General features: G+C 67.6%; 11 protein-coding genes. 4 read left to right on the forward strand and 7 right to left on the reverse strand.

Features of this window, described 5'->3' with window-relative positions; translation table 11 throughout:
• The 3 genes from ATI53_RS07675 to ATI53_RS07685 form a co-directional block, all read right to left on the reverse strand.
• The gene (locus ATI53_RS07675) at positions 1-3492 is read right to left on the reverse strand and encodes a DNA translocase FtsK (protein WP_111550113.1); all 3492 of its coding nucleotides are present in this window, start codon (positions 3490-3492) and stop codon (positions 1-3) included.
• 19 nt (positions 3493-3511) lie between these two features.
• Positions 3512-4690, reverse strand: coding sequence for an aminotransferase class I/II-fold pyridoxal phosphate-dependent enzyme (locus tag ATI53_RS07680; protein WP_009502719.1), 1179 nt, complete (start codon positions 4688-4690; stop codon positions 3512-3514).
• Positions 4691-4932: 242 nt separating this feature from the next.
• Positions 4933-6282 (reverse strand): amidase, encoded by a 1350-nt coding sequence (locus tag ATI53_RS07685; RefSeq protein ID WP_111550114.1) that lies wholly within the window; start codon positions 6280-6282, stop codon positions 4933-4935.
• A gap of 49 nt (positions 6283-6331) precedes the next feature.
• Here ATI53_RS07685 and ATI53_RS07690 point away from each other — a divergent pair, with 49 nt between their 5' ends.
• Together ATI53_RS07690 and ATI53_RS07695 are read left to right on the forward strand one after the other, a co-directional pair.
• Entirely contained in the window at positions 6332-7585 is a 1254-nt protein-coding gene (locus tag ATI53_RS07690; protein WP_223865906.1) for a UbiH/UbiF/VisC/COQ6 family ubiquinone biosynthesis hydroxylase, read from the forward strand.
• A gap of 176 nt (positions 7586-7761) precedes the next feature.
• A complete protein-coding gene (locus ATI53_RS07695) occupies positions 7762-8532 on the forward strand; it encodes an SDR family NAD(P)-dependent oxidoreductase (protein WP_111550115.1) in 771 nt (256 codons plus the stop codon).
• Here the strand turns inward: ATI53_RS07695 and ATI53_RS07700 are convergent.
• On the reverse strand, positions 8525-10063 hold the full coding sequence (locus ATI53_RS07700; protein ID WP_111550116.1) for a DUF2125 domain-containing protein: 1539 nt from the start codon (positions 10061-10063) through the stop codon (positions 8525-8527). The genes ATI53_RS07695 and ATI53_RS07700 overlap by 8 nt on opposite strands.
• Positions 10064-10194: 131 nt before the next feature.
• Here ATI53_RS07700 and ATI53_RS07705 point away from each other — a divergent pair, with 131 nt between their 5' ends.
• Both ATI53_RS07705 and ATI53_RS07710 read left to right on the forward strand, forming a co-directional pair.
• The gene (locus ATI53_RS07705; protein ID WP_009502724.1) at positions 10195-10944 is read left to right on the forward strand and encodes an SDR family oxidoreductase; all 750 of its coding nucleotides are present in this window, start codon (positions 10195-10197) and stop codon (positions 10942-10944) included.
• Positions 10941-11549, forward strand: coding sequence for an enoyl-CoA hydratase/isomerase family protein (locus ATI53_RS07710; protein WP_009502725.1), 609 nt, complete (start codon positions 10941-10943; stop codon positions 11547-11549). The genes ATI53_RS07705 and ATI53_RS07710 overlap by 4 nt, the downstream gene beginning before the upstream one ends.
• A gap of 59 nt (positions 11550-11608) precedes the next feature.
• Here ATI53_RS07710 and ATI53_RS07715 read toward each other — a convergent pair whose 3' ends face one another.
• The 3 genes from ATI53_RS07715 to ATI53_RS07725 all read right to left on the reverse strand — a co-directional run bounded on the left by ATI53_RS07715 (position 11609) and on the right by ATI53_RS07725 (position 13563).
• Positions 11609-11968, reverse strand: a complete 360-nt coding sequence (locus ATI53_RS07715) for a hypothetical protein (protein WP_009502726.1) — start codon at positions 11966-11968, stop codon at positions 11609-11611.
• Between the two features lie 112 nt (positions 11969-12080).
• Entirely contained in the window at positions 12081-13142 is a 1062-nt protein-coding gene (locus ATI53_RS07720) for a methylglyoxal synthase (protein WP_111550117.1), read from the reverse strand.
• 70 nt (positions 13143-13212) lie between these two features.
• On the reverse strand, positions 13213-13563 hold the full coding sequence (locus ATI53_RS07725; RefSeq protein ID WP_009502728.1) for a Rid family hydrolase: 351 nt from the start codon (positions 13561-13563) through the stop codon (positions 13213-13215).
• Between the last annotated feature and the right edge of the window lie 8 nt (positions 13564-13571).

Consider the following 13571-nt stretch of genomic DNA (forward strand, 5'->3'; position numbering starts at 1 on the left):
TCAGGCCTGCTCGGGCACCAGAATCTCGCGCTTGCCGACGTGGTTGGCCGAAGACACGACCATCTCGTCTTCCATCTGTTCGACCAGACGCGCCGCCTTGTTGTAGCCGATGCCCAGCTTGCGCTGGATGTAGGATGTCGAACACTTGCGGTCCTTGATGACGATCGCCACCGCCTGATCGTAAAGCGCATCCTCGCCGCCGGTGTTGCCGCCGGTGTTCAGCCCCAGCACGGCGTCGATGTTGTCGGCCTTTTCCTCGTCCGGGCCCTGCACCACGCCGCCAATATATTCCGGCGGGCCGAACGCCTTGAGATGGTTGACCACCTCTTCGACTTCCTCGTCCGAGACGAACGGGCCGTGACAGCGGGTGATCTTGGCCCCGCCCGCCATATACAGCATGTCGCCCATGCCGAGCAGCTGTTCGGCGCCCATCTCCCCAAGGATGGTGCGGCTGTCAATCTTGGATGTCACCTGGAACGAGATCCGGGTCGGGAAGTTCGCCTTGATCGTGCCGGTGATGACATCGACCGATGGGCGCTGCGTGGCCATGATCAGGTGAATGCCGGACGCCCGTGCCATCTGCGCAAGGCGCTGGATGCAGGCTTCGATTTCCTTGCCAGCGACCATCATTAGGTCGGCCATCTCGTCGACGATGACGACGATATAGGGCATCTTCTTGGGTTCGATTTCCTCGGTCTCGAACACCGGCTCGCCCGTGTCGTCATCGAATCCGGTCTGCACCGTGCGGCTGAACATCTCGCCCTTTTTCAGGGCTTCGGCGACGCGCCCGTTATAGCCGTCGATGTTGCGCACGCCCATCTTGGACATCTTGCGATAGCGGTCTTCCATCTCGCCCACGACCCATTTCAGGGCGACGACCGCCTTTTTGGGGTCTGTCACCACGGGCGAAAGCAGGTGCGGGATGCCGTCATAGACCGACAGTTCCAGCATCTTCGGGTCGATCATCACAAGGCGCAGATCGTCCGGGGTCAGCTTGTACAGCAGCGACAGGATCATGGTGTTGATCGCGACGGATTTGCCCGACCCCGTGGTGCCCGCGATCAGCAGGTGGGGCATTTTCGCAAGGTTGGCCACCATGGCATCGCCGCCGATGTCCTTGCCCAGCGCGAGCGGCAGCTTCTGGTTGCCATCGCCGTAATCGCGGCTGGACAGGATCTCGCGGAAGCTGACCATCTCACGGTTTTCATTGGGCAGTTCGATGCCGATGACGCTGCGCCCCGGAACGGTGGACACCCGCGCCGACAGCGCCGACATGCTGCGTGCGATGTCATCGGCAAGACCGATCACGCGGCTTGCCTTCAGGCCCGGCGCCGGTTCGAGTTCGTACATGGTGACCACGGGGCCGGGGCGCACGCTGACGATCTCGCCCTTGACGCCGTAATCGTCCAGCACCGTTTCCAGCATGCGCGCGTTTTCTTCCAGCGCCTCGTCGGACAGATGGTGGCGTTCGATGCCGTCCGGGCTGCCCAGCAGGCCGAGAGGGGGCAGTTCGTAGCCCGACCCGCTGTCATCGAACCCGAGCGAGGGCTGCGCCTCGGCCTGGGCGCGCCTGGAGGGCTGCATCGGCTTGCGCAGGTCGGGCTGCACGACCTTTCTGGGCGGGGCGACGGGAATGTCCAGCCTCTCGGACGGCTGCACGCCCCCGCGCATGATGGGCGGCGGGGCGTAATCGGCGGGGTTGAAAGTCCCTGCGTCGTCGTCGTCCCAGGTGTCCGCGTCCGGATCGCCGTCTCGGGTTTCGCGAAAGATGTTCTGCGCGCCCTGGACATCGTCATCGCCGTAATCGTCGAAATCGCGCAGGCTTTCGTAGGCCGACTGCCCCACCGGCGCGGCAGGTTTCTTGTATTTCGCCGGCACATGCTCGGCGGGTGTGAATTCTTCGGCCGGGGCGGGGTCTTCGGGTTCCTGGACGGGCGGCGCGGACCAGTCTTCGTCATAGACGTCGGCGTAGTCATCCTCGGGCAGTTCGGATTCCGGCAGGCGAGGTTCCGGCAAAGAAGGGTCTGGCTGGACGCTTGGCGCGGGCGCGGGTGGAATCCCCCGGGACGGGGCGGGCGACGCCGCGCGTGCCAGTACGGTGGCCGCCTGCGCAAGCGGAGGCGTCGCGGACAAGGGCGGCTCGGGCGGCAGATGCGGTTGCACCTGCGCCGCGGTGACCGGCGGTTCACGGCGCCCGGCGGGCCCGGTGCGGCAGATCAGCGGCTCGGGGCGGCGGCCGCGCCCCTTGGTCAACGGCTTGCTCGGGTCCGCGACAAAGGACGGCTCGGGCATCGGACCGCCGCGGCGGCGGGCGCGGATCACATCGGCGATCTTGGCGCGGATGCGCTCTTCGCCCGGCTCGAACGTTTCTTCGCCCCAGGCTTCGGTTTCGAACAGATCGTCTTCGGGTTCGGGGTCTGGATCGACGCGTTTGATGACGCGGGCCAGCAGGCCGGGTTTCTTTGGTTCGGGCAGATCGCGCCACGGCGCCGGGTCGCGCGGGTCGATGACCGGCAGGTCCGGTTCCGGCGCGGGCGCTCGGGTTGCCGTAAGTTCGGGCACAGGATGTGCGGGCGCGGGGTGCGGTGCACGCGGCAGCGGCGCGGGGGCGGCGACAGCTTCGGCGTCCGCGCGGCGCACACGGGTTTGGGCGGGTGCCTGCGCATCGGCGTGAAGGGCATGGGACGCGGTGGCCTGCGCGCGGGCCCGGCCAGCGGTTGTCGGCGCGGGGATGGCCGCTTGCGCGGCGGCCCAGGCGGCGGCCTCGGCTTCTTCGGCGCGGCGTCGGTCGCGACGGTCGGCCTGCGCGGCCTGCATCTGCCGTGCCGCCGCGACCGACGCCCCTGCTCCGCGCCCCAGGACCTGCAACACGGTCGCATAGACCATCACAAGGCCCAGCAACAGAAACCGCGCGATGCCGCGCAGTTCGCCGCGGGTAAAGCCCAGCACAAAGGCTCCGAGCGCCAGCAGGCCCACCGCCAGCACCACCATCACCAGCTTCAGCCCAAGCCCCGCGCCGATCGGCAGCACCCCCAGAACGGTGCCCATCATCATGTCACCGAACAGCCCGCCAAGGCCAAAGCTGTGGCTCCAGTCCGGGCCAACCGTTTGCCCCGCGGCATAAACGGCGGACAGCGCGATCCAGATCGGGGCAAAGACGATACGGGAGAACGCGCGCTCCTCGCCGGTATGAAGGGCGAGGCGCACCCCCCAGACCAGCAACACCAGCGCAAGCCCCCACGCGCCCCAGCCGACGATCATGAACAGCGGTGCCGCGATGGATGCGCCGATACGGCCCATCCAGTTCTGCACCGGGGCATCGGTCGCCGACAGCCAGCTGGGATCGTCGGGGGTATAGGACCCGACCATCGCCGCCGCCATCAGGCCAAGTATCACCAGGCCGAGGCCCGCCAGTTCCTTGCCGCGCTTTTCGATCGCCGCCTGCATGTTGCTGTCGAAAAGGGGGTCCCTCCCCCGTGCCTGGTACGCCATCGTTTGCCTCGTCTTTTTCTTATTGGCCATAGAGACAGTCACGGATTGCCGTGAGTCCCCTTTCGGTCTCAAGTTCGGGGGCCACGAGGGCCACCCGGATATAACCCTCTCCGGGGTTTCCATGGTCTGTGTCGCGCGACAGATAAGCGCCGGGCAGAACCCGCACGCCAGTGTCCTGCCACAGCTTCAGGGTCGCGGCCTCGCCATCCCCGACGGGCAGCCACAAAAAGAACCCCGCCTGCGGTGGTTCGTATCCGGGCACATTGCCAAAGATCCGGTCGGCCATGTCGAACTTGCGCTGATAGAGCGCGCGGTTTTCGGTGACATGCGCCTCGTCGGCCCAGATTTTCTCGCTGACGCGCTGGATCGGCAGCGGCAGCGGCGCGCCCGCATAGGCACGCAACTGACGGACGCGCGCCATGGTCTCGGGGCCGCCCGCAACGAACCCCGAGCGCAGGCCCGGCAGGTTCGACCGCTTGCTGAGCGAGTGAAAGATCACCACCCGCTCCGGGTTCGCGCCCATCGCCGTCGCGACCTGCAACGCGCCGGGGGGGGCCGTGTCGCGGTAAAGGTCGGAATAGCATTCATCGGCGAGGATCTGGAAATCGTGCTTTTCGGCCAGCGCGATGAGTCGCCGCCAGTAGGATTCATCCGCCACCGCGCCCTGCGGATTGGCGGGCGAGCAGATGTAGCACAGCGCCGTGCGGTCCAGAATCTCGGCGGGCAGGCTTTGGTAATCCGGAAGGTGGCCGGTGTCGCGCGTCGCGTTGACGAACACCGGCTCCGCCGCGACGGAAACCGCCGAAACAGCATAGACCTGATAAAACGGGTTGGGCATCAGCACCACGGGCTGCTTGCCGTTCCTGGTTTCCGGGCACAGCGCCATGCCGGCGTTATACAACCCCTCGCGCGTGCCGTTCAGCGGCATGACCTGCGTCGGGTCCAGCGACACACCGTAGCGCCGGGCGATCCAGCCAGCGATGGCCGCGCGCAGTTCCGGCGTGCCGTCATTGGGCGGATATTTCGCAAACTCATGCACATGCGCCGCCAGAATATCGCCCACCCACGCCGGGAAAGCGTGTTTGGGCTCGCCGATCGACATATGCGTGACCTTGCCCCCGGGCGCATGCGCATCGAGAAGCGCCCGCAGACGCGGGAACGCATAGGGCGGCAGGTTCGAAAACCGCTCTGGAAACATTTGGCTCTGCCTCGGGCTGCCTGACAGGACTGCTTGTATTTCAGGGGTCGTTTTCCGCCCCATTTGACCGGCAGGATACGGGATCGGGGGGCGTTTCGTCCAGCGCCGTGAGGGGTTGCCCCGATGTTGTGACAGGAAAGACGCAAAGCGCGCCAAAACCGCAGCGCGCGGCCCGCAGGCGCGGCTTTTGTCGCAATGGTGCGGGGGGCGCTGCCCCCCGCGCGATGCGCTCCCCCCGGAGTTTATCCGGCAAGATGAAGAGGCTGGCTCAGCGCCTCTTCGGCGGCCTTGCCAAGGCGCAGCAGGCGATCCTCGGCGCCCGGCGCGCACATCAGCGACAGTCCGCAGGACGGCGTGCCGGTGGGCAGGGTCAGTGCGCATAGCCCCATGACGTTGCCCACGCGCGTGTTGCGCAGGGCGAGAAGGTTTTCGGTGACGTAGTAATCCCCGCCCTTCAGCAACCGTGCGACATTGGGCGGCAGAATCGGCGCGGTCGGGCAGAGTACAGCGTCAAAACCCGCCGTGGCCTTGGCATAGGCGGCGCGGGCCTTGTGCATCCGGGTGACGGCGCGCAGATAGTCGGCGCCGCCGATGTCGCGGCCTGCCTCGAACCGCTCGCGGATGGGGGCGAACATGACGTCGGGGGCGATGTCGATCGCCTCTCCCCAGGTGGCCCAGGCTTCGGTGGTGAACAGGACGCCGGCGTCGGCCATGGGGATGGCGATGTCGGGGACATCCAGATCGACGATCTCGGCCCCGGCGGCGGCGAGCCTGTCCAGCGCCCCGGCATGGGCGCGGGCGGGTTCGGGGCGCAGATCGTCCAGCACGATGGTGGTGAGGCGGGCGAACCGGCGCCCCCTTAGCGACGTGTTGGTCAGATCGGGGGGAGCGCGGCCTTCGAGCGCGGCGAATGTCAGCGCGGTATCCTCGACCGTGCGGCACAGGGGGCCGACGGTGTCGAACCGCGCCGCCAGCGGCACGAGTCCGTCCAGCGAGATGCGCCCCGCGGTGGTTTTCAGCCCCACAATGTCGTTCCAGCACGACGGAATGCGCACCGATCCGCCGGTGTCCGACCCGATGGCGGCGGCCGCCAGCCCGAACGCGACCGACGCCGCCGCCCCCGAAGACGACCCGCCCGCCACCGCGTCGGGATCGTTGACGCAAGGCGAGGTAGCGGTCATCGGATTCAATCCCAGCCCGGAAAAGGCCAGCTCCGACATATGCGTCTTGCCCAGACACACCAGCCCCATCGCGGTGGCGGTGCGCAGCACCGGCGCGTCAGCATCGGGCACGCGGCCCGCCAGAAGCCGCGATCCCGCTTCGGTGCCGATGCCAGCGGTGTCGAACAGATCCTTCCAGCTGACCGGCACCCCGTCCAAGGGCGAGCGACGCCGGCGGGCCAGCGCGCGCGCGCTGGCGGCCCGCGCTTCGGCCAGCGCGCGTTCGGGGGTCAGGCGGGCATAGATGCGGTCCGCCATGGGATGTACGGCGATCCTGTCCAGAAACCGCTGCGCCAGCGCCACCGGGTCGATGTCGCCTCGTTCGATCCCCTGCCCCAGCGCCGCCGCGCTCATTTCCGTCCAGTCGGTCATGGCTGCTGCCCTTTCATCGTTCGCGACATTGGTAGCGGCACAGGTGCGCATGGACAATCCCGCCACGCGGCGCATATTTGCGGCCATGGAACATGATTGCGACATCCTTATCACGGGCGGCGGGCTGAACGGCCCCGCGCTTGCGCTTGCGGCCGCAAAGGCCGGGCTATCCAGCATTGTGGTCGACGCCTTGCCGCTGGCGACGCGCGAGGACGGGGGTTTTGACGGGCGCGGCTACGCCCTGGCGCTGTCCTCGGTGCGGATGCTTGCGAATCTGGGGCTGTGGGACACCCTGCACCCCCACGCCCAGCCAATGCGCGAGATCAAGGTCACCGACGGGCGCGTCGGCGAGGCCAGGGTCTTTATGGGGCTGCATTTCGACGGCGCCGAGATCGAAGAAGGTCCGATGGGCCAGATGATCGAAGACCGCTATCTGCGCCGCGCCCTGCTGGGAGCGATGGAGGCCGCCCCGCTGGTGACGCATCGCGCCGGGGTGCGGGTGCGGGCGCAAGACGTTTCGGCCAGCGGCGTGTCCATCACGCTGGACACTGGCGATGTGCTGCGCGCGCGGCTGCTGGTGGGGGCGGACGGACGGCAAAGCGGCACCGCCCGGCGCGCCGGGATCCAGCGCACCGGCTGGGACTACGGGCAAACCGCGCTGGTCTGCGCCATCGCGCATGACCGCCCGCACGGCGGCATCGCCCACCAGTTTTTTCTGCCGCCCGGCCCGCTGGCGATCCTGCCCCTGCCCGGCAACCGCAGTTCTATCGTCTGGAGCGAATCCGACGCCCGCGCGCCCGCCATCCAGTCCCTGAGCGATGACGATTACCTCGCCGTCCTGCGGCCGCGCTTTGGCGATTTTCTGGGCGACATCGCACTGGCCGGACAACGCCATGTCTACCCGCTGACGCTGACGCTGGCGAACAGCTTCGTCTCGGACCGTATTGCGCTGATCGGAGATGCGGCCCACGGCATGCACCCCATCGCCGGACAGGGCCTGAACGCGGGGCTGCGCGACGTGGCCGCGCTGGCGCATGTGCTGGGCCACGCGCGCAAACGCGGCGAAGACATCGCCTCGCCCGCCGTTCTGGCGCGCTACCAGCAATGGCGCCGGTTCGATACCGCCTCGCTTGCCGCGGCAACAGACCTGTTCAACCGGCTATTTTCCAACGACAACCCTCTGCTGCGCCTGGGCCGTGACATCGGCATGGCCGCCGTGAATGCCCTGCCCGGTCTGCGCCGCACCGTCATTCGCGAAGCCGCCGGCATCACCGGAGACCTTCCCGATTTGATGCGCCCGTGACCTGATCCGGATCTGACCATGCGCTCCGGATCCGGCGGGGCCACCCCCGGCTTCGTGTACCCCGACGGACGGGGACGGCGGCGCCCCTTCGGTCCGTGCCCCGTCAGGCGACGCTTTTCCTTATGCGCGCTGCGTGCAACAACCCGAGCAACTGTCTTTCTCGGAGGAAAACGGACATGACGTCGAAATGCGCTATCGTCACCGGGGCAGCCCGCGGCATCGGGCTGGCCACTGCGGATCTGTTTGCCGAACAAGGCTGGCGTGTGGTTCTTGTCGACCGTGACAGCGCGGGGCTGGCACAGGTTGCCGGCGACCGGCCCGACATGCTGGCTCTGCCGCTGGATGTGTCGATCCCCGACCAGGTGGATGCCATCATCGCGCAGACGCTTCAGGCCGAAGGACGAATCGACGCGCTTGTCAACAACGCCGGCGTCGCGGAATTCGGCCCCATCGCGGATTGCGAATTTGCCGCCTGGCGCCGGGTCATGGCGACCAATCTTGACGGCGTGTTCCTGTGCAGTCAGGCGGTCGCGCCCGCGCTGAAACAAACGCGCGGCAGCATCGTCAACATCGCGTCGATCAGCGGTTTGCGCGCATCGACCCTGCGCGTGGCCTATGGCACATCCAAGGCAGCCGTGATCCACCTGACCAAGCAATATGCCGCCGAGCTCGGCGACTTCGGCGTGCGTGTCAACTGCGTGGCCCCCGGCCCGGTGCGCACCAAGCTTTCCATGGCCGTGCACAGCCCCGAGATCATTGCCGCCTATCACGACGCGGTGCCGCTCGATCGATACGGATCGGAACGCGAACTGGCCGAGGCGATCGTGTTCCTGGCCTCGGAAAAGGCGTCTTATATCACCGGGCAGATGCTGGCCGTGGATGGCGGGTTCGAATCGACCGGCGTCGGCCTTCCTGCATTGCGGCAGGCCGACGCGAAGATCACTTGATGCGTTGACCGTTGGCCAGGATCTGGCCGCGCTTGTTCACCCTGATGGTGGACGTCAGGCTGTCTTCGGCATCGCCGGGGACAGCGAACATGCCCAGCATCATGCGGGCACCCATCGCCTGCGCCTGATCCACCGCGCCCAGCGCCATCAGCTTGTCGATCAGCGCGTTGGCCCCGACCAGCCGCAGGTTCACCTCGCCCTCGGGCGCGGGCAGGCCGTCAAAGCTGTCCAGATCGGTATTGTCGAAGGTGAACGCCCCCTCGCCGGTCAGCCTTGCGCCCGCCGCCTCTGCGGTCAGGCTGTTCAGTGTCAGCGCGTTGATCTCGCCGGGGCGCACATTGCCGGTTTCCAGCTTGGCCAGCGCCTCGGGGTCGAACAGGTCCGTGTAGGGCGTCACCTTGCCCGTCATGTCCAGCACGATGGTGGCCGGATCGCGCGGCAGCATTGCCTGCGGGTCGATCATGCCCCAGATCGCCTCGGACAACGACACCCCGCCAAGCGTCAGCCCCAGCGCGATGTCCTGAGGCGCCTGCGCGGCGCTGACCGGAGCACCGAGGTTCATCGCAATCCTGTCCATCCCGGCGGCCAGCGGAAAGGGCATTCCCTGGGGCGTCACCTCGATTTCAACCCCGGACACGTCCAGATCATAGGTCATGCCATCGGGCGACATGGCAAAATCCATCGTTCCCGCTCCGCTGCTGGTGCGGCCCGTCGCCTCGTCGCGCGCTTCGGTCACGGCAAAGACGATCTGGCTGTCGGTCCAGGCCAGCGTGCCGCTCGCGTCAAAGCCCGCATTCAGCAGCGCCGCCATGTCGTCGGACGGGGTCCCTTGCGGCAGGCGCGTCCGGTTTTCTGCGGTCAGCCCGCCAACGGCGCCCGCAAAGGTGCCGCCGGTGCCGGGATCGGCGCCGGGGTCGGACCCGGACAGATCGAAGGTCACATCGCCGAAACGGACCGTCTGCGCGATGTCGCGCAGCCCGTCCACCAGTTCCATACGGCTGCGCCCCGCGACCGGCCCGGCGGCCACCGCAAAGCGCGCCGCGTCCTGGCCCAGCACGTCGCCGTCGACGATCAGTTCGGACAGCGACAGGCCCATGGTCGCAAAGCTGTAATCCCAGGTGGTGTCGTCTGGCGCGCCCGAAACCGTCATCTCGGGATCGCCCAGCGCGACCTCGTAGGTCATGTCGACGGTTTCGATCTCGTCTTCGCCGGTCGGGGTCAGCGTCATGACCAGAGGAAACCTCGCGGGCAGCGAAATCGTGACCGCATCGCCGGCCGGTGCCAGCAGCATCTCGCCGATCTGTGCGCGGATCTCGCCTTCACCCTCGGGCAGGGCCATGCGCAGCGCCACGTCCGACAGGCGCAGCGCGCCGCTCGTACGGCTTTCGGTCGCGCGCACCTCGTAACCGAAGCTTTGAAAATAGGTCTCAAGATCGTGCCAGACCTGATCCGGCGTGATGTCCGCCAGCGCCGGATGGGCCACCGTCAGCGCGCAGGCCGCCAGCGCGAGTCCCTGTTTCGATACCAGCATAATCACCTCTTTTCCATCGCGGATCGTGTCCCGCCATAACGTCGGTCCCGCATCGGACCGGGTCAAGAGGCTGGACCGGCGACGGGCCAGCCTTTACCAAGAACGTGAATCGCAATGCTAGGGGGGATCGCATGGATCTGACAGGGAAAACCGTGATGATCACCGGGGCAAGCCGGGGCATCGGGGCGGCTGCGGCGCGCGCCTTTGCCGCATCCGGGGCCAGGGTGGCGCTGCTGGCGCGGGGCGGGGATGCCATCGCCGAACTCGCGGGCGAAATCGGCGCCGCCGCCGTTGCCATCCCCTGCGAGGTGTCGCGGTACTGGGAGGTGGATCAGGCGGTGCAGAACTGCCTGAAAGCGTTCGGATCGCTGGATATTCTGGTAAACAACGCCGGGGTGATCGACCCCATCGCGCCGCTGGCCGAGGCCGACCCCGACGCCTGGGGCGCGGTGCTGGACATAAACGCCAAGGGCGTGTTCAACGGCATGCGCGCGACGCTGCCGGTTATGCTGGCGGCGGGGGGCGGCAGCGTGCTGACCATCGGGTCGGGCGCGGCGCATCATCCGCTGGAAGGCTGGTCGGCCTATTGCACCAGCAAGGCGGCGGCGCTGATGCTGACCCGCGCGGCGCACACGGAATATGGCGCGCGCGGCATCCGCGCCATGTCGCTGTCACCCGGCACCGTGGCGACCGAAATGCAACGGACCATCAAGGCCAGCGGTGTGAACGCGGTCAGCCAACTGGACTGGTCCGATCACATCCCGCCCGAATGGGTGGCGCAGGCACTGGTCTGGATGTGCGGCCCAGAGGCGGACGGATTTCTGGGCGACGAGGTCTCGCTGCGCGATGACGACATCCGGCGCAAGGTGGGCATCGCGTGATCTCGGTCGAAAAGGACGGCGGGCTGTGGGTCGCGACGATCAACCGCCCCGACAAGGCCAACTCCCTGACCCCGGACATGCTGGAACAGCTGTGCGACGTCGCCGAGGCCGCGCAGGACGCACGCGCGCTGATCCTGACCGGCACCGGCGGGGTGTTTTCGGCGGGCGCCGATCTGGGCGCGGCGCGGGCGGGTCTTGCGACATCGGGGGTGTGGGAACGGCTGTCGGGCGCCATTGCCGCGCTGCCCGGGTTGACCATTGCGGCGCTGAACGGCACGGCGGCGGGCGGTGCGTTGGGGATGGTTCTGGCCTGCGATCTGCGCATCGCGGTGCCGGGGGGCAAGATCTTTTACCCGGTGATGCGCCTTGGCTTTCTGCCGCAGCCGTCAGATCCGGTGCGGCTCTCGGCGCTGATCGGCCCCGCGCGGGCCCGGATGATCCTGATGGCCGGGCAAAAGATCCCCGTGGAAGAGGCCGCGATCTGGGGCCTGATCGACCGCATAACATCACCCGGCGATCTGATGACCGACGCCAGGGCGCTGGCCTCGGACGTGCTTGGCGCCCACCCGGACCATGCGCGCGCCATCAAGGCGATGATTCGCTAGGATCACGCGCGGGGGCGTCTGCGCCGTCGCGCGTGACAGCGGCGTCCGCGCCGGCTGCCTCAGTTGCTGGAGGCGTTGTTTTCCAGATCGAGCGGGGCGGGATTGAAATAGTCGATGGTCCCCGCGGCCAGCCCGGCGGTGTTTTCCGAATCGACAAAGGTCTGGGTCATGCCGTCGGTCACATCCAGCATCACGACGGCGCCGGGCAACATCACGCCGGTGGTCCAGCTGCCATCGGTGGCGGTAGCGGCCATCGTGATGTCCGATTCATTGACGAATTTCACCTGGTCGCCGACCGCCGGATAGACGTAATCGGGGAAATAGCCATCCCCCATCAGCAGCACATAATGCACCTCGGCCATGGCGGGTGCGGCCAGCAGCCCCAGCGAAAGGGCAAGAATCCCGGTTTTGCGAAGCATGGAACGCTCCTTCAGCAGCACGATCGGCCCCCACCTATCGCACGACAGCCTTAAGGGTTGATTAAGGCGAAAATAGGACAATATTGCCGCGCGCGCCGGTCGATCACTGCGATCACAGCAGCGCGGCGCGGATCATGTCCGCCGCCGACGGGCCCAGCGCCAGCGGCGTGTCATGCAGCACCGAAAGCCGGGTCAACGCCTGAAGATCGGCATCCCCGCCATGCGGCACGGTAGGGTCGGCGAAAAAGATCACCGCGTCCAGCTCTCCGGTTGCGATAAGCGCGCCCAACTGTTGGTCCCCCCCGCGCGAGCCGCGTTGCAGGCGGCGCACGCTCAGCCCCGGCGCCGCGTCCGAGATCATCCGCCCGGTGCCCCCGGTGCAGATCAGCCGATGCCCCTGCAGTGCCGACGCATGGCGCGTGACCCAGGCGCGCAGGTGGGATTTGCGCGTGTCATGCGCCACCAGTGCGATGTTGCGCGGCGCGGTGGATTGCGCCCTGCCCTGCTCTGTCAGCGCCAGAATGGCGCGGACCTGCGCGGCAAAGCCCGGCATTTCGGCCGGAAACGCTTCGGCCAGCGCGGCGGTGCCCACGGTGAACCCCGCGGCCCCCGCTTTGGCGGTGGCGAGGATGCGGTCTTCGCTGTCGATGCTGCCCGCCATGATGACGGGCTTGCGGGCGGCCTTGCAGACCAGCGCCATCAGCGCGGGCACATCCCCGGCAAAGCGATACGCCAACAGATCCAGCCCGTGCACATGTTCCAGATCCGCCAGGCGGCGGGCAGAGTCCGCTATCGCCGCGGGCGGGCCTTGCAACACGCTGGGATGGCCGGTGATCGCCCCCGCAAAGGGGTAATACCGCAGCGGATGGTCGCGGGTGACGCGGCTGACCGCCTCTGGCCGGGTGCCGCCGAGCAGGCAGTCGACATCCAGCCCCACGGCGGCGCGGGCCGAGGCCAGTTCGCTGTCTTCGTCCAGGCTGACCACCTCAAGATAGCTGCGCGCGCCCGCCACGCGGATCGCGTCGGCCAGCCCGCGCAATTCAGGCAAGGGCAGCCCGACATCCTTGAACCCGATGTGGCGCACCCCGCCTTCCAGCGCCTCGTCGATCCGCGCCCGCGCGTCGGGAATGGTGCGGTCGTTTTCGGTCAGCATCAGGATGAAATCGAACGCCATGGGCGGCTCCGTCGCGGGTTGATCTGCCCCGCAACCGTAGACCGATTGCGCACCGCGTCAAAGCGATGCGTCAGACGGCGGCGATCACGGTGATTTCAATCAGATGCCTCGCCAGCCCGGACTGCAGCCAGGCGGGCTGCGGCCAGTGCGCCGGGTCGCCACCGATCCAGGCGGTCCAGGCGCCATCCATTTCGCCCCTCATCGCAATATCGGCGATGTAGATGGTCGCGTTCAGGATGCCGGTGCGGTCGCGGCCCATGCCCGCCAGGTTCTCGTCTATGCGGGAAAGGCTGGCGATGGTCTGATCGTTGATGTCATCTGTTTTCATCCGGATGGTGGCGACGGCCCGGCCCGTGCCATTGTAGCCGGTGACGGAATTGCGCCCCGCACGGCGACCGTGCACGCGGGGGATTCCGGGCATCCCGGCGT

The sequence above is a fragment of the Salipiger aestuarii genome (assembly GCF_003259905.1).
In the GTDB taxonomy this organism is placed as follows: domain Bacteria; phylum Pseudomonadota; class Alphaproteobacteria; order Rhodobacterales; family Rhodobacteraceae; genus Salipiger; species Salipiger aestuarii.